This window comes from Rhodovulum viride (assembly GCF_003265965.1).
Lineage (GTDB): Bacteria > Pseudomonadota > Alphaproteobacteria > Rhodobacterales > Rhodobacteraceae > Rhodovulum > Rhodovulum kholense.
This window is the reverse complement of record NZ_MUAV01000033.1, coordinates 1-22532: the sequence shown is the minus strand read 5'-3', so window position 1 is coordinate 22532 and position 22532 is coordinate 1. Positions and strand designations below refer to the sequence as shown.

General features: G+C 67.0%; 23 protein-coding genes, 1 tRNA gene and 1 pseudogene. 9 read left to right on the top strand and 16 right to left on the bottom strand.

What is annotated here, in order from left to right; all coding sequences use genetic code 11:
- Positions 1–274: 274 nt before the first annotated feature.
- Positions 275–1075, bottom strand: a complete 801-nt coding sequence (locus BYZ73_RS19055; protein WP_112317280.1) for a 3-deoxy-manno-octulosonate cytidylyltransferase — start codon at positions 1073–1075, stop codon at positions 275–277.
- Positions 1075–1872 (bottom strand): 3'(2'),5'-bisphosphate nucleotidase CysQ, encoded by a 798-nt coding sequence (gene cysQ / locus BYZ73_RS19050; RefSeq protein WP_108028580.1) that lies wholly within the window; start codon positions 1870–1872, stop codon positions 1075–1077. The genes BYZ73_RS19055 and cysQ overlap by 1 nt, the downstream gene beginning before the upstream one ends.
- 95 nt (positions 1873–1967) lie before the next feature.
- Between cysQ and BYZ73_RS19045 the strand changes: the two genes are divergently transcribed.
- Positions 1968–2789 (top strand): ABC transporter permease, encoded by an 822-nt coding sequence (locus BYZ73_RS19045; protein ID WP_108028581.1) that lies wholly within the window; start codon positions 1968–1970, stop codon positions 2787–2789.
- A gap of 10 nt (positions 2790–2799) precedes the next feature.
- Here BYZ73_RS19045 and BYZ73_RS19040 read toward each other — a convergent pair whose 3' ends face one another.
- Positions 2800–3432 (bottom strand): alpha-ketoglutarate-dependent dioxygenase AlkB family protein, encoded by a 633-nt coding sequence (locus BYZ73_RS19040; RefSeq protein ID WP_108028582.1) that lies wholly within the window; start codon positions 3430–3432, stop codon positions 2800–2802.
- Positions 3433–3605: 173 nt separating this feature from the next.
- Here BYZ73_RS19040 and dnaK point away from each other — a divergent pair, with 173 nt between their 5' ends.
- The 3 genes from dnaK to radC all read left to right on the top strand — a co-directional run bounded on the left by dnaK (position 3606) and on the right by radC (position 7597).
- Positions 3606–5525: a molecular chaperone DnaK gene (gene dnaK, locus BYZ73_RS19035; protein ID WP_112317279.1), complete on the top strand. Its 1920-nt coding sequence runs from the start codon at positions 3606–3608 to the stop codon at positions 5523–5525.
- Between the two features lie 79 nt (positions 5526–5604).
- Positions 5605–6756 carry a molecular chaperone DnaJ gene (gene dnaJ / locus BYZ73_RS19030; RefSeq protein WP_112317278.1) on the top strand — a complete coding sequence of 384 codons (1152 nt, stop codon included), beginning with the start codon at positions 5605–5607 and terminating at the stop codon, positions 6754–6756.
- Between the two features lie 73 nt (positions 6757–6829).
- Positions 6830–7597, top strand: coding sequence for a RadC family protein (radC, locus tag BYZ73_RS19025; RefSeq protein ID WP_108028585.1), 768 nt, complete (start codon positions 6830–6832; stop codon positions 7595–7597).
- A gap of 136 nt (positions 7598–7733) precedes the next feature.
- On the opposite strand, the gene BYZ73_RS24200 is transcribed toward radC, so the two are convergent.
- The 3 genes from BYZ73_RS24200 to BYZ73_RS19015 form a co-directional block, all read right to left on the bottom strand.
- Positions 7734–8210 carry a Hint domain-containing protein gene (locus BYZ73_RS24200; protein ID WP_425451103.1) on the bottom strand — a complete coding sequence of 159 codons (477 nt, stop codon included), beginning with the start codon at positions 8208–8210 and terminating at the stop codon, positions 7734–7736.
- 62 nt (positions 8211–8272) lie between these two features.
- A complete protein-coding gene (locus BYZ73_RS24045; protein WP_281269504.1) occupies positions 8273–8404 on the bottom strand; it encodes a hypothetical protein in 132 nt (43 codons plus the stop codon).
- 54 nt (positions 8405–8458) lie between these two features.
- Positions 8459–8944 carry a hypothetical protein gene (locus tag BYZ73_RS19015; protein ID WP_112317276.1) on the bottom strand — a complete coding sequence of 162 codons (486 nt, stop codon included), beginning with the start codon at positions 8942–8944 and terminating at the stop codon, positions 8459–8461.
- 69 nt (positions 8945–9013) lie between these two features.
- On the opposite strand from BYZ73_RS19015, the pseudogene BYZ73_RS19010 reads away from it, so the two are divergent.
- A pseudogene (locus tag BYZ73_RS19010) lies at positions 9014–9337 on the top strand (transposase); the annotation flags it as partial.
- Between the two features lie 711 nt (positions 9338–10048).
- Here BYZ73_RS19010 and BYZ73_RS19005 read toward each other — a convergent pair.
- Genes BYZ73_RS19005 through infA form a run of 4 tightly spaced genes read right to left on the bottom strand, consistent with a single transcriptional unit; the run spans position 10049 to position 12068 of the window.
- Positions 10049–10237, bottom strand: a complete 189-nt coding sequence (locus tag BYZ73_RS19005; protein WP_108028587.1) for a DNA gyrase inhibitor YacG — start codon at positions 10235–10237, stop codon at positions 10049–10051.
- The gene (locus BYZ73_RS19000; protein WP_112317275.1) at positions 10234–11271 is read right to left on the bottom strand and encodes a ribonuclease E/G; all 1038 of its coding nucleotides are present in this window, start codon (positions 11269–11271) and stop codon (positions 10234–10236) included. Before BYZ73_RS19000 ends, BYZ73_RS19005 begins: the two co-directional genes overlap by 4 nt.
- On the bottom strand, positions 11268–11846 hold the full coding sequence (locus tag BYZ73_RS18995; protein ID WP_112317274.1) for a Maf family protein: 579 nt from the start codon (positions 11844–11846) through the stop codon (positions 11268–11270). The genes BYZ73_RS19000 and BYZ73_RS18995 overlap by 4 nt, the downstream gene beginning before the upstream one ends.
- Before the next feature lie 3 nt (positions 11847–11849).
- A complete protein-coding gene (gene infA / locus BYZ73_RS18990; RefSeq protein ID WP_043918791.1) occupies positions 11850–12068 on the bottom strand; it encodes a translation initiation factor IF-1 in 219 nt (72 codons plus the stop codon).
- Positions 12069–12433: 365 nt separating this feature from the next.
- Between infA and BYZ73_RS18985 the strand changes: the two genes are divergently transcribed.
- The 3 genes from BYZ73_RS18985 (at position 12434) to BYZ73_RS18975 (ending at position 17659) form a co-directional block, all read left to right on the top strand.
- Complete coding sequence (locus BYZ73_RS18985; RefSeq protein WP_146746332.1) at positions 12434–13609, top strand: hypothetical protein; 1176 nt, start codon at positions 12434–12436, stop codon at positions 13607–13609.
- Positions 13610–13705: 96 nt separating this feature from the next.
- Complete coding sequence (locus BYZ73_RS18980; RefSeq protein WP_181498108.1) at positions 13706–15499, top strand: ABC transporter transmembrane domain-containing protein; 1794 nt, start codon at positions 13706–13708, stop codon at positions 15497–15499.
- A gap of 267 nt (positions 15500–15766) precedes the next feature.
- Positions 15767–17659, top strand: a complete 1893-nt coding sequence (locus BYZ73_RS18975; protein ID WP_112317281.1) for an acyl-CoA synthetase — start codon at positions 15767–15769, stop codon at positions 17657–17659.
- Between the two features lie 7 nt (positions 17660–17666).
- Here BYZ73_RS18975 and BYZ73_RS18970 read toward each other — a convergent pair whose 3' ends face one another.
- From BYZ73_RS18970 to BYZ73_RS22880, 6 genes are all read right to left on the bottom strand, one after another.
- Positions 17667–18128: an arsenate-mycothiol transferase ArsC gene (locus BYZ73_RS18970; protein WP_112317272.1), complete on the bottom strand. Its 462-nt coding sequence runs from the start codon at positions 18126–18128 to the stop codon at positions 17667–17669.
- 1 nt (position 18129) lies between these two features.
- Positions 18130–18615, bottom strand: coding sequence for a UPF0262 family protein (locus BYZ73_RS18965; protein WP_075784209.1), 486 nt, complete (start codon positions 18613–18615; stop codon positions 18130–18132).
- On the bottom strand, positions 18612–19922 hold the full coding sequence (gene hisD, locus BYZ73_RS18960) for a histidinol dehydrogenase (RefSeq protein WP_112317271.1): 1311 nt from the start codon (positions 19920–19922) through the stop codon (positions 18612–18614). Before hisD ends, BYZ73_RS18965 begins: the two co-directional genes overlap by 4 nt.
- 86 nt (positions 19923–20008) lie before the next feature.
- Positions 20009–20485 (bottom strand): DUF2948 family protein, encoded by a 477-nt coding sequence (locus tag BYZ73_RS18955; RefSeq protein ID WP_112317270.1) that lies wholly within the window; start codon positions 20483–20485, stop codon positions 20009–20011.
- Positions 20482–21750 carry a UDP-N-acetylglucosamine 1-carboxyvinyltransferase gene (gene murA / locus BYZ73_RS18950; protein ID WP_112317269.1) on the bottom strand — a complete coding sequence of 423 codons (1269 nt, stop codon included), beginning with the start codon at positions 21748–21750 and terminating at the stop codon, positions 20482–20484. Before murA ends, BYZ73_RS18955 begins: the two co-directional genes overlap by 4 nt.
- Positions 21750–21902, bottom strand: a complete 153-nt coding sequence (locus BYZ73_RS22880) for a hypothetical protein (protein WP_165828181.1) — start codon at positions 21900–21902, stop codon at positions 21750–21752. Before BYZ73_RS22880 ends, murA begins: the two co-directional genes overlap by 1 nt.
- A 128-nt stretch (positions 21903–22030) precedes the next feature.
- Here BYZ73_RS22880 and BYZ73_RS18945 point away from each other — a divergent pair.
- Positions 22031–22105: transfer RNA gene (locus BYZ73_RS18945), tRNA-Thr, on the top strand.
- Positions 22106–22532: the final 427 nt, after the last annotated feature.

Below are 22532 nucleotides of genomic sequence, written 5' to 3'. Positions count from 1 at the left end.
GCGTCCCCAATCCCGCAACGGGAAAAACCGCCTTCGTTACTTGCCGGTTCATGATCTCACTCGCTTGTCGCTTTCATTTCATTCTAGCCCATATTGCCCGGGCTGGCTCGGAACATCGACAGAATCTGTTAATAATCCCCGATAATTCGGCCGATTTATCCCTGTGTTGGGAACATTTTGTGACATGCGCAAGGTTCCCGGTCCGCCGAACGAGACTTCGGCGGGGTCCCGCCACCCTGGCTCATCGCAAGAGCCTCAGGATGCGGGGTGCATCTCAGTCGAGCCCCATCGCGGCCATCATCGCCTCGATCCGGGAAACGTCCGTGGGGTTGTTCAGTTCCCAGAACTGGCGGCCGCGTGCTTCGACCTCGACGCAGAGCACAGGCCGCCCGTGTTCGAGGAATCGCAGTTGTTCGAGCCCTTCGAGCCCTTCGAGCGGGCCCGGCGCGAGCCTGCGATAGGCATCGAGCGCCGCGGGCCGGTAGGCATAGACGCCCACATGGTGAAAGACCGGCGTCGGCGCGCCGTCGGCATAGGTCTGCCCGGTATAGGGGATGACCTCTTTCGAGAAATAAAGCGCCCGGTTGCCCGCACCGAAAACCGCGGTGGTGCCGCCCACCCGGCCCGCGCGGCGATCGTCCAGCAGCGCGGTCAGCCCCTGCCCGTCGCAGCGCAGCACCGGGGTCGCCAGATCGGCCTCGGGATCGCCGCGAAGCCCCGCCACCAGGTCCTCGATAAACCAGGCGGGCGTCAGCGGCGCATCGCCCTGCAGATTGACCGCAATCTCGACCTCGCCGCCCAGCACATCGAGCGCCTCGGCCACGCGCTCGGTGCCGTTGGCGCAGGTCTCAGATGTCATCACAACCTCGGCGCCGAAGGCCTCGGCGGCGGCGCGGATACGGTCGTCATCGGTGGCGACCACCACCCGGTCGACGCCCGAGACCGCCTGCGCCGCCTCCCAGGACCGCCGGATCAGACTTTTCTCCTGACCGGAGGCGCCTTTCAGCATCACAAGCGGCTTGCCCGGATAGCGCGAGGACGCGAACCGCGCCGGGATCACGATGACGACGGACATCAGGCGTCTTTCAGATCGACGCCCGGCGCATAGGCGATGAAGAACGGGTTCTCGTAGCCCGGCTTGCCATAGGAAAGCGGGCTGTGATCGTCGAAGCGCACGACCTTGCCGCCTGCGCCCGCCAGCACCGCATGCCCGGCCGCCGTGTCCCATTCCATGGTACGCCCGAGCCGCGGGTAAAGATCGGCCTCGCCGGTCGCGACGAGGCAGAATTTCAGCGACGATCCGGCCGAAGTCATGTCGCGCACGGCATATTTCGCGATGTAGTCGTCGGTCGCCTGATCGCGGTGCGATTTCGAGGCCACGACCATCAGCGCGCCATTGTCGGGCGCCGAGACCGACAGCGGCGTGACCGGCCCGACCGTGTCGAGCGCCAGATCACCGGTTTCCTCGACGGTCGCGCCATCGGCGCGGGTGTAGAAAAGGCGCCCGCGCGCGGGGGCATAAACAACGCCGCGCACCGGAACTCCCCCCTCGACCCAGGCGATGTTGACGGTGAAATCGCCCCGCCGCTTGACGAATTCCTTGGTGCCGTCGAGCGGATCGACGATCAGGAAGTCGGCCGCGCGTTCGGTATGGGTGTCGGCCTGTTCCTCGGTCACGATCAGCGCCTCCGGGAAGGCGCGTTTCAGCTCGGCTGAAATCAGCGCATCGGCGGCCTCGTCGGCCTCGGTCACCGGGCTGGAATCGGCCTTGGCACGGACCTCGAAATCGGGCGCGCCGTAGATCTCCATGATGCGCGCCCCGGCCAGAAGTGCCGTTTTCCGCATCACGGTCTCGAGCTGTGCGTAGTCCAAGCCTGCCTCCTGCTTTCGTCGCGCGGCACGAAACGAATTCGCAAGCTCCTTATGCTTGGCTTGCCGGCAAACGGCAAGGACACACGGAAAAGGCGATGTTCCAGACGGCCCGACCGACCAGCACCGCCCAGGGCGGGCTGCGCCTGCTGGCGCTGATCTATCACGCCTCGGTGCGGCATGTGCGCAAAAGCCACCGCAACGCGGTGATGGGCCTGATCATGAACATCCTGCAGACCGTTCTGCTGGTGGTGTCGTTCTACGTGATGTTCAACCTCGTCGGCCTGCGCGGCGCCGCGATCCGGGGCGATTTCCTAGTCTATCTGATGTCGGGCGTGTTCCTGTTCATGACCTTCAACAAGACCATGGCCGCCGTCGTCGGATCCGAGGGTCCGGCCTCGCCGATGATGCAGCACGCGCCGATGAACACGATCATCGCCATCGCCGCGGCCGCGCTCGGCACGCTCTATATCCAGATCCTGTCGATGCTTTTCGTCGGCTTCGTCTATCATGCCGCCTTCACCCCGATCACCGTGGACCGCCCCGTCGGGGCCATGGGCATGCTGCTGCTGGCCTGGTTTTCAGGGCTGTCGGTGGGGATGGTCTTTCTGGCGCTGAAGCCCTGGGCGCCGGGCTTCGTGGGGCTGGCATCGACCGTCTTTCAGAGGATGAACATGATCGCGTCGGGCAAGATGTTCGTGGCCAATACCCTGCCCGGCTACATGCTGGTCTTCTTCGACTGGAACCCGCTGTTCCACTGCATCGACCAGGCCCGCGGCTATGCCTTCGTGAACTACAACCCGCATTTCACCTCGGTCGGCTACCCGCTGCGGCTGGCCATCGCGCTGACCATGATCGGGCTGATGGGCGAATTCTATACCCGCAAGTTCGCCACGGCGAGCTGGTACGCCCGGCGCTGAGCCTCCGGGATCAGTCGACCACACGAAGCGTCAGGTTGATCCGGCCGCCGCCCTCGATTAGGGTCGAGCTGCCGCCGCGCACCCGGTCGATGCCGTGATGGACCAGCCGCGCCGCGCCCCCCATGACCAGAACGTCGCCCGATTTCAGCCAGAGGCTGTCGGTCGGCCCGCCCCGCTCGAGCCCGCCGATCCGGAAACGCGCCTCGTCGCCGAGCGAGACCGAGACGATGGGCCAGCCGAAATCGGCCTCGTCCCGGTCCTGATGCAGGCCCATCCTGGCGCCCTCGCGGTACAGGTTGACCAGACAGCAGTCAGGCGCGCGGTCGACCCCGGTGACGCGATGCCAGAGCGACAGCACCGGCGCCGGGATCGGCGGCCAGGCCACGCCGGAGGGGTGGCGCGTCTCGTAGCGATAGCCGCGCCGGTCCGACACCCAGCCGTATTTTCCGGCCGAGGTCATCCGCACGCTCATCTTGCGCCCGAACCGGGTTTCGGGCTGCACCGGCGGCGCGAGCGCCATCACCGCCGCGATCTCGGCCACCAGTGCGGCCTGGGCGGCCGGGTCCAGCAGCCCCGGGAAAACCTCGACCCCCCGCACCACCAGCGCGGGCACGGGGCGGCCATGTCGGTCTGTCTCAGACATCGTTCACCACACTCACAAATCTGTCATAGGCTGCGCTTGCAGGGTTTGACACCCCTCCTTATATACCCCCGAGAAACGGGCCAGGGTCTGCCGTGGCCCCCTGGGATCGGGGCGCAGAGGCCTCCTGTAGGGTCTGCTCCCCACAACATCGCCGAATGAAGAGGTAAGATATCATGGGTAAAGTCATCGGGATCGACCTCGGGACCACCAACTCCTGCGTCGCCATCATGGATGGGGCGCAACCCCGGGTGATCGAGAATGCCGAGGGCGCGCGGACGACCCCGTCGATCGTGGCCTTCACCGACAGCGAGCGTCTGGTCGGACAACCCGCCAAACGCCAGGCCGTCACCAACCCCGAAAACACCGTCTTTGCGGTCAAGCGGCTGATCGGCCGCCGGGTGGATGACGCCGAAGTCGAGAAAGACAAGAAGCACGTCCCCTATTCCATCGTCGACGGCGGCAATGGCGACGCCTGGGTCAGTGTCCGCGGCGAGAAATATTCGCCCAGCCAGATCTCGGCCTTCATCCTGCAGAAGATGAAGGAAACCGCCGAAAGCTACCTTGGCGAAGAGGTGACGCAGGCCGTCATCACGGTTCCGGCCTATTTCAACGACGCCCAGCGTCAAGCGACCAAGGATGCCGGCAAGATCGCGGGCCTCGAGGTGCTGCGCATCATCAACGAACCGACCGCGGCCGCGCTGGCCTACGGGCTCGACAAGAAGGAAACCCGCACCATCGCGGTCTATGACCTCGGCGGCGGCACCTTCGACATCACCATTCTGGAAATCGACGACGGCCTCTTCGAGGTGAAATCGACCAACGGGGATACCTTCCTCGGCGGTGAGGACTTCGACATGCGCATCGTCGCCTACCTTGCCGACGAGTTCAAAAAGGAACACGGCGTCGACCTGACCAAGGACAAGATGGCCCTGCAACGGCTGAAGGAAGCCGCCGAGAAGGCCAAGATCGAGCTGTCCTCGTCGAGCCAGACCGAGATCAACCAGCCCTTCATCTCGATGAACCCGCAGGCCGGCACGCCGCTGCACCTGGTGATGAAGCTGACCCGCGCCAAGCTGGAAAGCCTTGTGGGCGACCTGATCAAGAAGTCGATCAAGCCCTGCCAGGACGCGCTGAAGGATGCCGGGCTCTCGACCTCGGACATCGACGAGGTGGTGCTGGTCGGCGGCATGACCCGGATGCCCCGCGTCATCGAGGAAGTGACCAAGTTCTTCGGCAAGGAACCGCACAAGGGCGTGAACCCGGACGAAGTGGTCGCCATGGGCGCCGCGATCCAGGCCGGCGTTCTGCAGGGTGACGTGAAAGACGTCGTTCTGCTGGACGTCACGCCGCTGTCCCTGGGCATCGAGACGCTGGGTGGTGTCTTCACTCGTCTGATCGACCGCAACACCACGATCCCGACCAAGAAAAGCCAGATCTTCTCGACCGCCGAGGACAACCAGAGCGCCGTGACGATCCGCGTCTTCCAGGGCGAACGCGAGATGGCGGCCGACAACAAGATGCTTGGCCAGTTCAACCTCGAGGACATCCCGCCCGCGCCGCGCGGCATGCCGCAGATCGAGGTGACCTTCGACATCGACGCCAACGGCATCGTGTCGGTTTCGGCCAAGGACAAGGGCACCGGCCGCGAACAGAAGATCACCATCCAGGCCTCGGGCGGCCTGTCGGATGACGAGATCGACAAGATGGTGCGCGAGGCCGAGGCCAATGCCGAAGCCGACAAGAAACGCCGCGAACTGGTCGAGACCCGGAACCAGGCCGAAAGCCTGATCCATTCGACCGAGAAGTCGATCGAGGAGCATGGCGACAAGGTCGACCCGTCGACCGTCGAGGCGATCGAATTGGCGGTCGCTGCGCTGAAGGACGTGCTGGATTCGGACGATGCCGGCAAGATCAAGGGCGGCATCCAGAACGTGTCGGAAGCCGCGATGAAGCTGGGCGAAGCCATCTACAAGGCCCAGCAGCAGGACAGCTCTGCCCCCGAAACCGACGACGACCGCGACGAGCCGACCGGCGTGGACGACGAGATCGTCGATGCCGAGTTCGAGGATCTGGACGATCGCAAGCGCTCGTGAGGCGCAACCGGACCCGAGGCGGCCGGTCCGGGCAACCGGGCCGGCCAACGCGTTCCAGGAAGAGGGTTAGGGTTAGCTGATGGCAAAGCGCGATTTCTACGAGGTTCTCGGGATTGCCCGCGGGGCCTCGGCCGAAGAGATCAAGAAGGCCTATCGCAAGAAGGCCAAGGAACTGCACCCCGACCGCAATGCGGACAATCCCAAGGCAGAGGCGCAGTTCAAGGAGGTCAACGAGGCCTACGAGACGCTGAAGGACCCCGACAAGAAGGCGGCCTATGACCGCTTCGGCCATGCCGCCTTCGAACAGGGCGGCGGCCGCGGTCCCGGCGGCATGGGCGGCGGATTCGGCGGCCAGGGCGATTTCGCCTCGGCCTTCTCGAACGTCTTCGACGACCTGTTCGGCGATTTCATGGGCGGGGCCGGCCCCGGCGGACGCCAGCGCGCCACGCGCGGGTCCGACCTGCGCTACAATCTCCGGGTCACGCTGGAGGAAGCCTATTCCGGCCTGCAGAAGACCATCAAGGTGCCCAGCTCGGTCGCCTGCGAGGTCTGCAATGGCACCGGCGCGGCCGGCGGCGCCGAACCGACCACCTGTCCAACCTGTTCGGGCATGGGCAAGGTCCGGGCGCAGCAGGGCTTTTTCACCGTCGAACGGACCTGTCCGACCTGCGGCGGCGCGGGCCAGATCGTCAAGAACCCCTGCAAGTCCTGCGGCGGCGCGGGCCGGGTCGAACGCGAACGCGCGCTGTCGGTCAACATTCCTGCGGGCGTCGAGACCGGCACCCGCATCCGGCTGGCCGGCGAGGGCGAGGCGGGGCTTCGGGGCGGGCCGTCGGGCGATCTGTACATCTTCATCGAGGTGACCGAACATCCGCTGTTCGAGCGTGACGGGCTGAACCTGTTTTGCCGGGTTCCGGTCTCGATGACCGCCGCGGCGCTGGGCGGCGAGATCGAGGTGCCGACCATCGACGGCGGCCGGTCGCGGGTGAAGGTGCCCGGCGGCAGCCAGTCGGGCAAGCAGATGCGGCTGCGCAGCAAGGGGATGCCTGCGCTTCGCGGCAATGCCCAGGGCGACATGTTCATCGAGCTGGCGGTCGAGACCCCGGTCAACCTCACCACGCGCCAGAAGGAGCTTCTGCGCGAATTCGAGGAACTGAGCGAGGAGAACAATCCCGAGGGGTCGTCCTTCTTCAAGAAGGTGAAAAGCTTCTGGGACGGGATGAAAAGCTGACGCGGGCCGGACGGCCCGCGTTGTCCGCGCAAGTTTAACGTTTCGTTCACCTTGATTCCGCTACCGTTGGGTCATGCCGCGCCCGACGCCTCCTCCATCGCCCGCCGAACCGGTGCTGCCGCTTTTCGCGGAGGCGCCGGTCAGGGCGCTGGCCCCCGGCGAACGGCTGCCCTCCTACCTGCGTGACCATCGCCGCCGCCTTCGCGACCGGTTCATGGCCGGCGGCGCGGCAGCGATGCCCGACTACGAACTGCTTGAAATGGTGCTGTTCCGCGCCCTTCCCCGGCAGGATGTCAAGCCGCTGGCCCGGCTGCTTTTGGACCGGTTCCGCGACTTCAACGGCGTGCTTTCGGCCCCGGTCGCCCGCCTGCAGGAGGTGCATGGCGTCGGCCCGTCGGTCATCGTCGAGCTGAAGCTGGTCGAGGCCGCGGCCCAGCGCCTGGCCCGGACCCGCGTCATGCACCGGCCCGTACTGTCAAGCTGGGACGCGCTGCTCGATTACTGCCGCACCGCCATGGCCCATCGCGAGACCGAACAGTTCCGCGTGCTGTTCCTAGACCGCAAGAACGTGCTGATCGCCGACGAGGAACAGGCCCGCGGCACCGTCGATCACGTGCCGGTCTATCCGCGCGAAGTGGTCAAGCGCGCGCTCGAACTGAACGCCTCGGCCCTGATCCTCGTCCACAACCACCCCTCGGGCGACCCGACCCCCTCGCAATCCGATATCGCGATGACGGCGCAGATCGAGGCCGCCTGCGCCGCACTGACCCTTGTGCTGCATGACCATCTGATCGTCGGCAAGGCCCGCGAGCTGAGCTTTCGGGCCGAAGGCTATCTCTAGAGGCTTGCACGGCCCTCCCTGCGGTCGCCGTGTCCCAGCGCCGGTCCGCTCCTCGGCTGCGCCGGGACCGGCGCAGCGGCGCTCGCCCCGGCCCGCCGGGCCAGCGCCTTGGCCTCGCAGATCCGCAACACGGGACTTACCCGGGTCGAATAGGCGGCCTCGACCGGCACCAGCCCCGACAGACAGCCGGACAGGTTGGGGCGGGCACGCAGCAGGCTTTCCGGCGAGTCCGGGTCCAGCGCCGAGAAGCCGAACCGCCCCGACCAGAAGGTTTCAACCCAAAGCCCCTCTGCCCGACCAGCGAATGCGCCTCGCGCAGGATGTGATGATAGCTGCAGCCCTTCTTGCAGCGCACGATACGCACGCCGGGCCAGCCCTGCCGTGCAGGCTGCTTTGCGCGGGCCAGTGCCGCGGCCCCGTCCGCGTCGATCAGCACGCAATGCTGCCACGACAGCCGGACCGGCTGGCGGTTGCCCAACGCCCCGGCCTTGATCTCGACCGGGCAGAGAGACGGGTCGGCTTCCATCTCGGCGTGCGCGACCTCCCGCCGACCGGTCCAAAGCTCCGGCAAGGCGCGCCCGTCCCGCACCAGCACAAGATCGCCGGGGCCAATACCTCGACCGCGACCGGGCCCGAGGGCGTGTCGATCAGCGTCAGGCTTTCCCCGTTCGGAAATCAGACAACCGCGTTGCCCGCCCCGTCACCGCCGACCTTGATGTCCCAGGCGGCGACCGGGTTCCCCTGGCCATCGGTCAATCCGGAGAGGCCGACCTGATCGGCGGTGCGGCCCGAAGCGTCGAGCGGCATGTCGAAACCGGTAACGGTATCCTGACCGTCTTTGTCTCCGAAGACGACCCTGTCCTACCCGGCGCCCAGAGCCAGGCGGTCGGCGCCGCCGCCCGCGCCCACTGTGTCGCCTCCGGCCCCGGCGGTGAACGTCTCGTTGCCCGAGCCGCCCGAACTCGCATCATCCCGCGCGCCCAGATCGTGGACGGCGGCAGCGGTGTTCGCGGTTGCGTCGATACTGTCGCCATAGGCCGTCGCGACGATTTCACAGACGGTCGCGGCGGTGCCTGTAGTGTTGGTCCCGTTGAAACTGTAGCTGAACCCGCTGGCACCGGAATAGGTGACCGCCACGCCGGGGGCGGCATAGTCGAAGAACTTGACGACATCCCAGCCAGAGGCGGCTACGGAAATCTGAACAACCGGGATAAGTGGATTTTCTGCACAAGAGCGGCATGATGCTGCGAGCGAGGAGAAGACGATGGCAAGATGATCGCGCTGGAACCGCAGCCCGGCATTCAAGGCCAAAGTGGCGGTAGCCGCGATCAAGGGCGAGAAGACCATGATTGAGCTGGCGCAAGTCTTCGACGTCCATCCGAACCAGATCAAGCCGTGGCGTGACCCGTTGCTTGAGGGCGCGCCCGAGTCTTCAAAACCGATCAGGGCAGCCAGTTCACCTCGCCCGAGTTCGTCAAGGTGCTGGCCGCCCGCGACTTCAAGATCAGCATGGATGGCAAGGGCGCGTGGCGGGACAATGTCTTCGTCGAGCGCTTGTGGCGGACCATCAAATACGAAGAGGTCTACCTGCGCGCCTAGGCCAGCGTGTCCGAAGCCCGGGCCCGGATCGGCCGGTATCTGCCCTTCCACAATGGCCGCCGCCCGCCTTCATCGCTTGACGGGAAAACCCCCGATCAGGCCGACTTCACCCCAGCCAATGCCCAAGCGGTGGCGGCGTAACCGAGGCGGAAAACCACTTGGCCCCCCGGAACCTGTTCAGATCAACCGAACCACCTCTCCTTCCAGCTAAGACTGCCAAATGTGAAGACATCGAACTTGTCGGCACGCAGTATAGTGAACACACGCCCCGACGGTGCTGGCGACGCGTTCGAAATTCAGAGTATCAGTGCCCACGCCGCCATCGACGGTGGTGAAATCCCGATTGTCGGTGGCCGTAAACAGGTCGTTGCCGGTCCCGCCGGTAAGGGTCGTCATTGCTTGTGCCCCCGCGAGGACCTTGCAGCGCAGGACTGGGCAAAAAGGAGGTCAGGACCGACCTCGAGTCCGGCCTCGGGCCTTCTGGCAGCGGCACTGGCCTGCCATGGGGCCGTATCGAAATCCGGCCGCAGGCGACAGGGCGTCCCACCGGTGGCGCCAAGATCCATGCGACCGGTAGCCCCGTCACACTCGTACCCAAAGACGCCCCGAGGCTATGATCGCGGGGTTAACGGAGCATTCCCCGGCGCTGCGGTTCGGGGGCGGACAAGGGAAGTTGACGCAATGTCATCGTGCCGGGGGAATTCGGCGTTTTGCCCCTTGGGACCGGCTGTCTGCAGCCCCCTGCGAATCGCATGACTGCGGTCGATCCAGGTGCGGCCCCGCGTGAGCGGGGCGGCGACGACGCCAGGCGGCGCCGTCGGCCGGTGCCGTGACAGACCGCGCAGCGCACCTTCAGTGCCTGCGGGGCGGGGAGGATGGCGCCTCGTCTTCGGCTTCGGCCGGGTCAGACGGGTCGGCCGCGTCGCCGGGCACGCTGTAGGCACCGGTCAGCCAGCGCCCCAGATCCACATCGGCACAGCGGCGCGAACAGAACGGGCGATAGGACGGGTCGGTCGGCTTCTTGCAGACGGGGCAGGTCATGGAGCGAGGGTCTCGCTGAGCGGCAGGCGTTCGCGCTTGCGGGTCAGTTCGGCATGGCCGAGAGGGGTCCAGCCGACGAAGGTCGTCTCGACCGCATCGGCGCGGAAGGCGGCCTTCATCACCTGTTCCAGCGCGACCCGGTCCTTCTTGGGCATCGGCGCGAAATCGACCACGATCTGGCCCGCAAGCCCGCGCAGGCGCAACAGCCGGGGCAGCGCGCGGGCGGCGGCGATATTGGCCTTCAGCCCCGCGGCGGGCGAGCTGTCGGCACCGGTATTCACATCGACCGCGGTCAGCGCCCGGGTCGGCTCGACATGGACGGACCCGCCGCCGGGCAGGGCCTCGGGACCGGCCAAGGCGGCAATGGCCTCGGGGACGCCATGGTCGTCGAAGCAGCCCGGGCGGTCGTCAAGATCGTCGGGCTCGGGCCAGTCGCGCCAGGCCAGCGCATGGGAATCGGGGCCGTCGAGGAACAGCTCGGGCACGCCATCGGCGGGTTCCGACAGGATCGCCTCGGCCAGCGCGCGCTGGGCGGCGATGTCCTCGGCCACGGCCTCGGGATCGGCGCCCTCGGCCGCCGAGCGCAGGATTGCCCCGAGCCCCTCGGGCGCGCCCTCCATCCCGTCATGCAGGATCTCGAGAAGCCGGTCGCGCTCGGCCTCGTCGCGGATCGCGCGGGACACGTTCAGGCCGGGCGCCTCGGGCGTCAGGATCGCAAGACGGCTCTTGAACAGGATGCGGGGCGTGACCGGCACCGCCTTGCCCTCCTCGGCATAGCCCGTGACCTGCACCAGCAGCCCCTGGCCGGGGCGCAACCCCTTGGCCTGCCTGAGAAAGGCCCGCCCATCGGGCAGCCGCAGGAAGACCCCGCCCTGCCCCTTCATCTGCCGGTCGACGACACCCCGGAAGATCGCGCCCGGCATCGGACGCTCGTCCGGCGGGTCGATCAGCAGGTCTTCGAGCCGGCCGTCTTCCATCAGCGCCGCGGCCTTTCGACCACCGATCTCGTCCAGCAGGATGCTGCGTCCCTTCATGTGCGCTCCGCGTCCAGAGGATAGCCAGCCGCGCGCAACAGCGTCGCGGTTTCGGCCAGTGGCAGCCCCACGACCGCCGAGAACGATCCGCCGATCCAGGGCACGAAAGCGCCCGCGCGGCCCTGAATGCCGTAGCCGCCCGCCTTGCCCTGCCATTCGCCCGAGGCAAGATAGGCGTTGATCTCGGCATCGCTCAGCTGCTTCATCCGCACCTGGGTCACGACCTCGCGGTCCCAGATCCGGTCGCCGAGCCGAAGCGCGACCGCCGTCACCACCCGGTGCCGCCGGCCCGACATGGCGTAAAGGAAGGCGGCCGCCTCGCCCGCATCGGCGGGCTTGCCGAGGATGCGCCGCCCAAGTGCCACGGTTGTATCCGCGCACAGCACCAGCTCGTCAGGCGCGGCGGAAACGGCGCGGACCTTTTCGCGGGCCATGCGAAGACAGTAGGGACGGGGAAGCTCACCCCGATGGGGCGTTTCGTCGATATCGGCGGGACGCACGTCATCGGGGGCAATCCCGATCTGCGCCAGAAGGTCTTTCCGGCGCGGGCTCTGAGAGCCTAGGATCAGCCTCAAGGTTTACTTGAAACGATAGTTGATCCGACCCTTGGTCAGATCGTAGGGGGTCATTTCGACCTGAACCCGGTCGCCGGCCAGAACGCGGATGCGGTTCTTGCGCATCTTGCCTGCCGTATGCGCGATGATCTCATGGCCGTTGTCCAGCTCGACCCGAAACGTCGCATTCGGCAGGAGTTCCTTCACGACGCCGGGAAATTCGAGCATTTCTTCCTTGGCCATGGTCACTCCAAAAAGGGGTAAGCCCGGAAGGATTCCGGGCGCGCAAGTAAATGCGCCCGATCAGCCAATAATTCAAGTCGTAAATGCGTGAAACGGCCGCCCCGGCAATGCGGTCGGCCCGGCATGATCGCATCGCCCAGATAGGACAGCCGCGCGCTCCGGCAAGTCCCCCGGACGCCGCGTGAATTTTCGCGCAGGCCGGCCGGGACCGCCATGCCTTCCCGGCATGCGCCCCCCCCGCGCGCCTTGCGTCGCGGGCGGGCAAGGATGCGCGGGACGCGCGGGCGTGCTAGGCTTGGTCCACCCAGACCGATTGCGTGGGCCCCCGGGCCCGCCAGGGGACTCTGCCAATGGAAGGTGACCGCATGGCCCGCTCTTTCCGCCGCCCGATCCTTGCCCTGAGCTGCCTTGCAGCGCTCTGGCTTCAGCCCGCCGATGCCTGGACGCTGTGGGAGACCGACCCGCCGAAGACGCCGCTGGAGAAGCATCTCGACCGGCTGGTCGAGGGCGGCGAGGACCTGACCGAGCTGCATGGCCGCATCGAGGAGAGCCGCGATCAGGGCTTCCGCCTGCTGGGCCGGTCGACCAAGAGCCTCGAGCGCGATGTCGACGATCTGGTGCTGGAAATCGAGCGGGCGCTTTTGCAGGACGGCAATGTCGGCGCCATCGAGGACATCCGGCGGCTTCGGGCCGAGATCGCGGGCCTTGGGCGCGAGATCGAGGTGCTGCGCCGCGATCTGTATCTGGCCCGGCAAAAGCCCGAGCCCGACCCCGATGCGACCGAGAAGATCGAGGGCCGGATCGCCGACCGCGAAGCCGCCGCGGCCACGCTGGAGGCCGAGGTGGCGGCACGCAAGACCGCGCTGCGCGAGACCTTCGCCGAGGCCGGGGCGACGCTTGGCGAGGACGAGATCGACAGCCTGACCTCGCGGGCCGATGGCGACGATCTGCTGAAGATGTTCACGGTCTTCGACATCACCCGCAAGATCACCGACGAGTTGAAGGCGCTGATGCAGGGCACCGCACCCTCGCCCGAGATGCAGCTTCAGTATTATGGCGTCTTCGTGGTGATGGCCGAATTGCAGGTCATGGTGCATCGCGAATACCTGCGCCGACTGGACGAGGATTATCTGCCCGCGCTGGAAACCATCAAGGCCGAGATCGACGCCACCGTCGCCTTTGCCCGCGAGCGAATGGCCACGGCGACGCCCGAACAGCAGGACATCTACGCCAAGAACATCGCCGCCAACGCGCTGTCTCTGGACGTGATCGCGCGCTACGAACAGATCCTGGGCCAGCAGAAGGCCCGCTCGGCCGAGGCGATGGAAAAGGCCAAATCCTGGCTCGACGTCACCTATTCGACCTATGACACCGCGGTGAACTCGATGAACGTGCTGAATTTCATCGACGAGACCGACCGGCTGTTCGGCGAGATCATGACCCGGCAGCTGCCCGACCTGCAGCCCTTCGACGACAATACGCTGCGCCAGCGCTTCGAGGAAATCTCGGACCGGGTTGCCGAAATCGTCGGCAATTCCTGAACCCGCCGGACAGGCCCGCGACAGGCGCCCCGCGGTCGCCTGTTGACCCGTGCCCGCCCGCCCACTACCTGCGCAAGGACCCAAAGGAGTGTGCCCATGCCGCCGCGCCCGCAGCCGCAGGACGATCGCGAAACCTCGAAACGGATCGGCGCGCTTCGGGCGCTCTGGCCCTTCGTCGCCCCCTACCGGCGGATGCTGGCGGCGGCGCTGAGCGCGCTGGTGCTGACAGCCCTCGTCTATCTGGCGATGCCGGTCGCGGTGCGGCAGGTGGTCGATGCCTTCGACACCGAAACGGCCGCGCTGCTTGACCGCTATTTCGGGCTGGCGCTGATCATCGTCGCGCTGCTGGCCGTCGGCACGGCGCTGCGCTATTACCTCGTGACCCGGCTGGGCGAGAGGGTGGTGGCCGATATCCGCAGCGCCGTCTTCGACCGCATGATCGGCATGAGCCCCACCTTCTACGAAAAGACCATGACCGGCGAGGTTCTGAGCCGGATCACCACGGACACCACGCTGATCCTGTCGGTGCTGTCCTCTTCCGCCTCGTTCGCGCTGCGCAACCTCCTCGTCTTCTTCGGCGCGCTGGTGCTGATGCTGGCGACCGCCGCCAAGCTGTCGGGTCTGGTGTTGCTGCTGGTGCCCGCCGTGATCGTGCCCATCGTCCTGCTGGGGCGCAGGCTGAGGCGGCTCAGCCGCGAGAACCAGGACTGGATCGCGGCCTCGTCCGGCAATGCCTCCGAGGCGCTCTTGTCGGTGCAGACGGTGCAGGCCTTCACCAATGAAAGCCGCGCCCGGGCGCAGTTCCGGGCCGTGACCGAACATAGTTTTCTGTCGGCCCGGCACCGGATCGGCACCCGCGCGGTGATGACGGTCATCGTGATCTTCCTCGTCTTCGCGGGCATCGTCGGCGTGCTTTGGGTCGGCGCGCGCGACGTGCGGGCGGGCGACATGAGCGTCGGCGAACTGGTGCAGTTCGTGATCTATTCGGTGATGGTCGCGGGCGCCGTCGCCGCCATGACCGAGATCTGGGGCGAATTGCAGCGTGCCGCGGGCGCCACCGAACGGCTGGTCGAGCTTTTGACCGCGCGGGACAGCGTGACCGATCCGGCGGCCCCACTGCCCCTGCCCGAGCCCGCCCGCGGCGAGATCCGCTTCGAGGGGGTGCGGTTCTCCTATCCGACCCGGCCCGACACGCCCGCGCTGGATGGCATCGAGCTGACCGTGCGCCCCGGCGAGACGGTGGCGCTGGTCGGCCCTTCGGGGGCGGGCAAGACCACGGTCATGCAGCTGATCCTGCGGTTCTACGACCCGCAGGAGGGCCGGGTTCTGTTCGACGGCGCCGATCTGCGCGATCTGGGCCGCGAGGCCTTCCGCAGCCGTCTGGCGCTGGTGCCGCAGGACCCGGCGATCTTCGCCGCCAGCGCGCGCGAAAACATCCGCTTCGGCCGCCCCGGCGCAACCGATGCCGAGGTCGAGGCCGCCGCCCGCGCCGCCGCCGCGCATGACTTCCTGACCGCGCTGCCGCAGGGCTATGACACCGAGGTGGGCGAACGCGGGCTGATGCTGTCGGGCGGCCAGAAACAGCGCGTTGCCATCGCCCGTGCGATCCTTCGGGACGCGCCGGTGCTGCTGCTGGACGAGGCAACCTCGGCGCTTGACGCGGAATCGGAACGCGCGGTGCAGGAGGCCGTTGACCGCATGGCCGCGACCCGGACCACGATCATCATCGCCCACCGGCTGGCCACGGTGAAGAAGGCCGACCGGATCGTCGTGCTGGACCGGGGCCGGATCGTGGCCGAGGGCACGCATGACGCGCTGGTCGCCCAGGGCGGGCTTTATGCGCGGCTGGCCCGGCTTCAATTCACCGCAGGGGTCGAGACCGCCGCCTGAGCCGGATTCTGCTTGCCTGCCAGAGCGCTACGCCTAGGCTGCCGCAAGGGCAACGGGCGGAGGTCAGGTGGGGACAACGTCGAGGGCGGACCGGCACGACACCGGCGCCGACGGAGGGCCGTCCGGCCGACACGGTTCGGACGCTGCGTTGCCGCATGGCGGACATCTTGCGGCGAGCGGCATTTCGCCCCATCCTTCCGATCCATGGGAAAGCAGGCCCGATCAAAACGGGCCGCATGGGAGGATGACATCGTGAACAGCATGAGCATGGCGTACGCGCGACGCGAATGGCAGGCCATTGCCGCCGAAACCCCCTGGGAGGCGCGCGACCGGCCGAAGACCATCTATTCTTTCGTTTCGCGCACTGCGGCGGCCTTTCCGGACCGCCCGGCGGTGTCCTTCCAGATCTTCTCGGGCCCGAAGGACCCGGCCGAGACGCTGACCTGGACCCAATTCAAGGGCCGCATCACCCAGGCCGCGAACCTGTTCCGCCGCCTCGGCATCGGCCCGGACGACGTCGTCGCCTATATCCTGCCCAACTGCAACGAAACCGCGGTCTGCTTTCTGGGCGGCGCCGTGGCGGGCATCGTCAACCCGATCAACCCGCTGCTCGAGGCCGAGCAGATCGCCGCGATCCTGCGCGAGACCCGCGCCAAGGTCGTGGTCACGCTGAAATCCTTCCCCAAGACCGATGTCGCGCAGAAGGTCTCCGAGGCGGTGCGGCATGCGCCCAAGGTGCAGACCGTGCTGGAGGTCGATCTGGTCCGCTACCTGACCGGGGCCAAGCGGCTGATCGTGCCGCTGATCCGCAAGAAATCGCCCGGCCACTACCATGCCGACGTGCTGGATTTTCACCGCGCGCTGGCCGCCGAGCCCGCCGACCGGCTGACCTTCGACGACCCCGAGGAAGATCGCTTCGCCGCCTATTTCCATACCGGCGGGACCACCGGCATGCCCAAGGTCGCCCAGCATCGTGTCTCGGGCATGATCTATAACGGCTGGCTCGGCCATACGCTTCTGTTCCGCGAAAACGACACCCTGATCTGCCCGCTGCCGCTGTTTCACGTCTTCGCCGCCTATCCGGTGCTGATGTCCGTGGTTGCGGCGGGCGCGCATTTCGTGATGCCGACACCCGCGGGCTATCGCGGTGACGGCGTGCTCGACAATTTCTGGAAGCTGATCGAGCGCTGGGGCGTGACCTTCGTCATCACCGTGCCGACCGCCATCGCCGCGCTGATGCAGCGCAAGGTCGATGCCGACGTCTCGACGCTCCGCTATGCCTTTTCAGGGTCGGCGCCGCTGCCGGTCGAGCTTTACAACCGGTTCGAGGCCGCGACCGGCGTCACTATCTGCGAGGGCTACGGACTGACCGAAGCCACCTGCCTCGTGTCGATCAACCCGCCCGATTCGACCAAGAAGATCGGATCGGTCGGCCTGCCCTTCCCCTATACCCAGATCCGCATCCTGAAATGCGATGGCGACGGCAACGTTCAGCGCGAATGCGAGACCGACGAGGTGGGCGAGATCTGCATCTCGAATCCCGGCGTGGTGCCGGGCTCGACCTATACCGAAGAGGCCAAGAATCTCGGTCTGTTTGCCGATGGCTATTTCCTGCGCACCGGCGATCTGGGGCGGATCGACGAAGACGGTTATCTGTTCATCACCGGCCGCGCCAAGGACGTGATCATCCGGGGCGGGCACAATATCGACCCGGCCGAGATCGAGGAGGCCCTGCTGGGCCATCACGACGTGGCCTTCGCGGGCGCCATCGGCCAGCCTGACAGCTTTGCGGGCGAATTGCCCTGCGTCTATGTCGAGCTGGTCAGTGGGGCCACCGCCACGCCCGAGGACCTGATGGCCCATGCCCGCGTGCATATCCATGAACGCGCCGCGATCCCCAAGCATATCGAGATCCTCGACGAATTGCCCAAGACCGCCGTCGGCAAGGTCTTCAAACCGGGGCTGCGCAAGCTGGCGATCCAGCGGGTCTATGACACGGCACTGGCCGAGGCCGGGCATCCGGTGCGGGTGCGCGAGGTGGTCGAGGACCGCAAGCGCGGCCTTGTCGCCCGGCTGGAACGTCAGGGTCCGGTGGACGACGAGGCGGTCGTGCATCTCCTGGGCAATTTCACCCGTCCCTGGGACTGGGCGGAGGACTGACGGCTCGTCAGCCGCCCGGCGCGGGGGGGCCGAACCGGCCGATCAGCCGGTCGACGATCTGGTCGCGGGTCTGGCGGTAGGCGGCCAGCTTGTCGGGCCGGGTCTCGCCAAGCCCGGTCGGGTCCAGCACCGGCCAGTATTCGACATCGAGATGATAATACCGAGTCAGCTCCTGCGCCCGGCGCAGGCTGGCGGGGGACAGGGCGATGATCAGATCGAAGCCCGACAGGTCGTCGCCCCAGTCCTCCATCTCGTCGAAGGACCGCACCCGGTGGCGGTCGAGCTTGACCCCCATCTCGTCGCAGACGGTGACGGTGAAGCCGTCGATCTCGCGGTCGTTGTGAACGCCCACCGACTGCACATAGGCGCGCTGGCCGTAGAACTTCTTCATCAGTCCTTCGGCCATCGGCGAGCGGACAGAGTTATGGTCGCAGCAGAACAGTACCGAGGAGGGCAGATGCCCGGTCACCTCAGCCCCCGTGATAGAGAACGCAGATCAGCGTGAAGAGGCGTCGCGCCGTGTCGATATCAAGATCGGCCTTGCTTTCCAGCCGTTCCTGCAAGAGCCGCGCGCCCTCGTTGTGGATGCCGCGCCGGGCCATGTCGATGGCCTCGATCTGGCTCGGAGGCAGGCGCTTGACCGCGTCGAAATAGCTTTCGCAGATCTGCCAGTAATCCTTCACCGCCTGCCGGAAGGGCGACAGCGACAGGTGAAACTCGGCGGCCGGGCTGCCCGTCTCGGTCTTGACGTCGAAGACCAGCCGCTTTTCCCGGATCGACAGCGTCAGCCGGAACGGACCGGGCGGCGCGGGCCTGTCCTCGCGCCCGGGCAGCGAGAACGAGTTGTCCTCCATCAGGTCGAACAGCGCCACCTTGCGTTCCTGCTCGATCTCGGGCGTCGGCGGCGGCAGGTTCGAATCGTCCAGTTCCACATGGCAAAGACGGGCGGTCGTCATGTCGCGTCCTCGTTCAGGCGGTCGAGCCGGGCCCGGATGGACAGACCGTGCGCCTCGAGGCTCTCGGACATCGCCAGCCGCTCTGCGGCGGGTCCGATGGCCTTCAGCGCCTCGGGCGTCATCCGGGCCAAGGTGGTGCGCTTGATGAAATCGTAGACGCTGAGCCCGGACGAGAACCGGGCCGAGCGCGCGGTGGGCAGCACGTGGTTCGGGCCGCCGATATAGTCGCCGATGGCCTCGGGGGTCCATTGCCCCATGAAGATCGCCCCGGCATGGGTGATCTTCGGCATCAAGGCCTCGGGATCGGCCACGCACAGTTCCAGGTGTTCGGGGGCGACGCGGTTCGACAGCGCGGCCGCCTCGGCCAGATCGCGCACGGTGATGACCGCGCCGAAATCGCGCCAGCTGGCGCCCGCGATGGCACGCCGCCCCAGCGTCTTCAGCCGGGCCTCGACCGCCTCGGCCACCGCGCGGCCGAAGGCAGCGTCGTCGGTCATCAGGATCGACTGGGCGCTTTCGTCATGCTCGGCCTGCGACAGCAGGTCGATGGCGACCCAGTCGGGGTCGTTGTCGCGGTCGGCGATCACCAGGATCTCGGACGGGCCCGCGATCATGTCGATGCCGACCTTGCCAAAGACCCGACGCTTGGCCGCCGCCACGAAGGCGTTGCCGGGGCCGGTGATCTTGTCGACCGGCGCGATGGTCTGGGTGCCATGGGCCATGGCGGCGATCGCCTGGGCGCCGCCGATCCGGTAGACCGTCTCGACCCCCGACAACCGGGCGGCCATCAGGACAAGCGGGTTGGACTTGCCATCGGGCGTGGGCGCGCAGATCACCAGCCGCTCGACCCCCGCCACCTGGGCCGGGATCGCGTTCATCAGGACCGAGGACGGATAGGAGGCCAGCCCGCCCGGCACGTAAAGCCCCGCGGCCGAGACCGGGGTCCAGCGCCAGCCCAGCGTCGCCCCCTCGGGATCGGTCCATTGCGCGCCCTCGGGCATCTGGCGGACGTGATAGGCACGGATGCGCTCGGCTGCCAGTTCCAGCGCCGCGCGGTCCTCGCGGCTGACCTGCTCGCAGGCGGCGTCGATTTCCTCGGAGGTGAAGGCCAGCGTCTCGGCGGTCAGCTCCAGCCGGTCGAATCTCGCCGTCAGCTCGATCACCGCCGCATCGCCCCGCGCCTTCACATCGGCAATGATCGCCGCGACGGCATCGTCCACATCGGGACTGTCCTCGCGCTTGGCGCTCAGCAGCGCGGAGAATTGCGCCTCGAAATCGGCAGCGGCGGTGTCCAGGAATACCGGCATTGGGGTCCTCGCAAGCTTCACAATGCTGCATAGCCGCATTTTGGGGAAGGGTGAACCTCCCCAAAGGGATCGGCCGGGACCCCGTGTCAGGGATGCCGCGGCGCCTTGCCCGAGGGCGCGGCATAGGGCCGGGTCACGTCATGCAGCGTCACCTCGAGACATTCGACGTCAAGCGCCACCGCCCCGTCGCCCGCCAGCGTCAGCACCACCCGACCGGTACCGTCCTCGCCGGGCTCGAAGGTCACGGCCATCAGCGACAGCACCAGATCGGGGTCGGACCGGTCGATGCCCTGGCTGACGACCTGGGTCACGTCCTCGACGGTCAGCACAGCCTGAACCCTTTCGAACGGGCGGCCGCGACGCTCGGCCGCCTCCTTGTCCTCCCAGCGGAAGCGATTGACCAGCGCCGCGAACCGGCGCCGCGGCCGGTCCCAGCGCATTTCGGTCACCGGCAGGACCGCATCCTGCACCAGCGCCGAAATCACCTCGAGATCGCCCGCCTCGACGGCCATCAGGTGCAGCGGGCGTTCGGCCCCGTCCTCGAACCGTGCGTCTTCGGTCATTCCACGCTCATCCGTTCGATATGGGCCCCGCAGGCGCCGAGCTTCTGTTCCACCTTCTCGTAGCCGCGGTCGAGATGATAGACCCGACTGACCACGGTCTCGCCCTCGGCGGCCAGACCGGCGAGAATCAGCGACACGCTGGCGCGAAGATCGGTGGCCATGACCGGCGCGCCCTTCAGCCGGCCGACCCCGGTGACCGTGGCGGTGCCGCCCGACACATCGATTCGCGCCCCCATCCGCACCAGTTCGGGCGCGTGCATGAAGCGGTTCTCGAAAATCGTCTCTTCCAGCCGGCTGGTGCCCTCGGCGGTACACAACAGCGCCATCATCTGCGCCTGCAGATCGGTCGGAAACCCCGGGAAGGGCTCGGTCGTCACATCGACTGCCGACAGCCTGCCGTTCTTGCGCGCGACGCGCAGGCCCCGGTCGGTTTCCTCGACGGTGATCCCCGCGGCATCGAGCTTTTCGGCAAAGGCCGGCAGCAGATCGAGCCGCCCGCCCAGGCAGGTCACGTCACCGCCGGTGATGGCGGGCGCCAGCATGTAGGTGCCAAGCTCGATCCGGTCGGTCACCACACGGTGGGTGGCCCCGCCCAGCGCCGTCACGCCCTCGATGGTGATCGTGCCGGTGCCCTCGCCCTCGATCCGGGCGCCCATGGCGCGCAGGCAACGGGCCAGATCGACGATCTCGGGCTCGCGCGCGGCGTTCTTCAGGACGGTCGTGCCCTTGGCCAGCGTCGCCGCCAGCAGCGCGTTCTCGGTCGCCCCGACCGACACCTTGGGAAACTCGAAGACCGCACCTTTCAGCCCGCCCGGCGCCTCGGCATGGACATAGCCCTCGCGCAGTTCCAGCCGGGCGCCCATCGCCTCCAGCGCCTGAAGATGCAGATCGACCGGCCGCGCGCCGATGGCGCAGCCGCCGGGCAGCGAGACCTCGGCCTGGCCGTGGCGCGCCAGCAGCGGGCCCAGCACCAGGATCGAGGCGCGCATCTTGCGCACGATGTCGTAATCGGCGCGGTGGCTGGTCAGCCGGTGGCTCGACAGCGCCAGCACCTTGCCCCGGTGCAGCGCCGAGACCTCGACCCCCAGCGATTGCAGCAGCGTGGTCATGGTGCGGATGTCGGACAGGCGCGGCGCATTGGTCAGCGTCAGCGGTTCGTCGGTCAACAATGTCGCAGGCATCAGCGCGAGGCAGGCATTCTTGGCGCCTGCGATCGGGATCTCGCCAGTCAGCGGCGCCCCGCCCCGGATCATGATCTGGTCCATCAGTTCTGCTCTTCCTGCCCTTTGGGCTTGTCTTCGCGGGCCCGGGCCTGGGCCTTTCGGCGCGCGAGGTTGGCTTTCAGCGCCTGCTTGAGACGCTCTTCGCGGGTCCCGGACGGCTTTGGCACGCCCGTCTTGGGGGTTTTGCCTGTCATGGCGTCCCTAGTAGCGCAGGGGCAAAAAACCGTCCAGATACCGCTTGCGTCGCCCGGACTTTCCGTCTAATCAGCCGCCCACCGGGACGTGGCCGGGCGTCTCGCCCGGACAACACCGTTCCAAGAGTGCTGCTGTAGCTCAGTGGTAGAGCACTCCCTTGGTAAGGGAGAGGTCGACAGTTCAATCCTGTCCAGCAGCACCACCTAAACCACTGAAAACCTGATATTTCCCCAAGAAAGCTAAAGCCGCATATCATGCAGAACGAAGCATGAATTTGCGTCGCCTAGTGGCAAGAAATTGGCAAGTTGAATTGGGGACGAAGGCAAAGCCACAGCGGACATCTGACCGCCTGATCCCGATGTGCTGCGGGTCGGTAATAGGCGGCCCGGCCGAGTGCACCCGCATTTCGGCCCCGATCCGGTCGAGGTCTATGCGATCCGCGTGAACTGAACCCTACCGCCGGAGCGCCCGCACCACCCCGATAGCTGCGGCCCCACCGAAATAGAACGTCACGATCCGCAGCTGCAGGTCCAGCAGGTCGGCAGACAGCGCGTCGGTGGCGTCGAGGCCCAGAACCTTGTCCCAGATCAGCAGCTTGGCGTTGTAGAGGATGAACGGCGCCGCCCAGG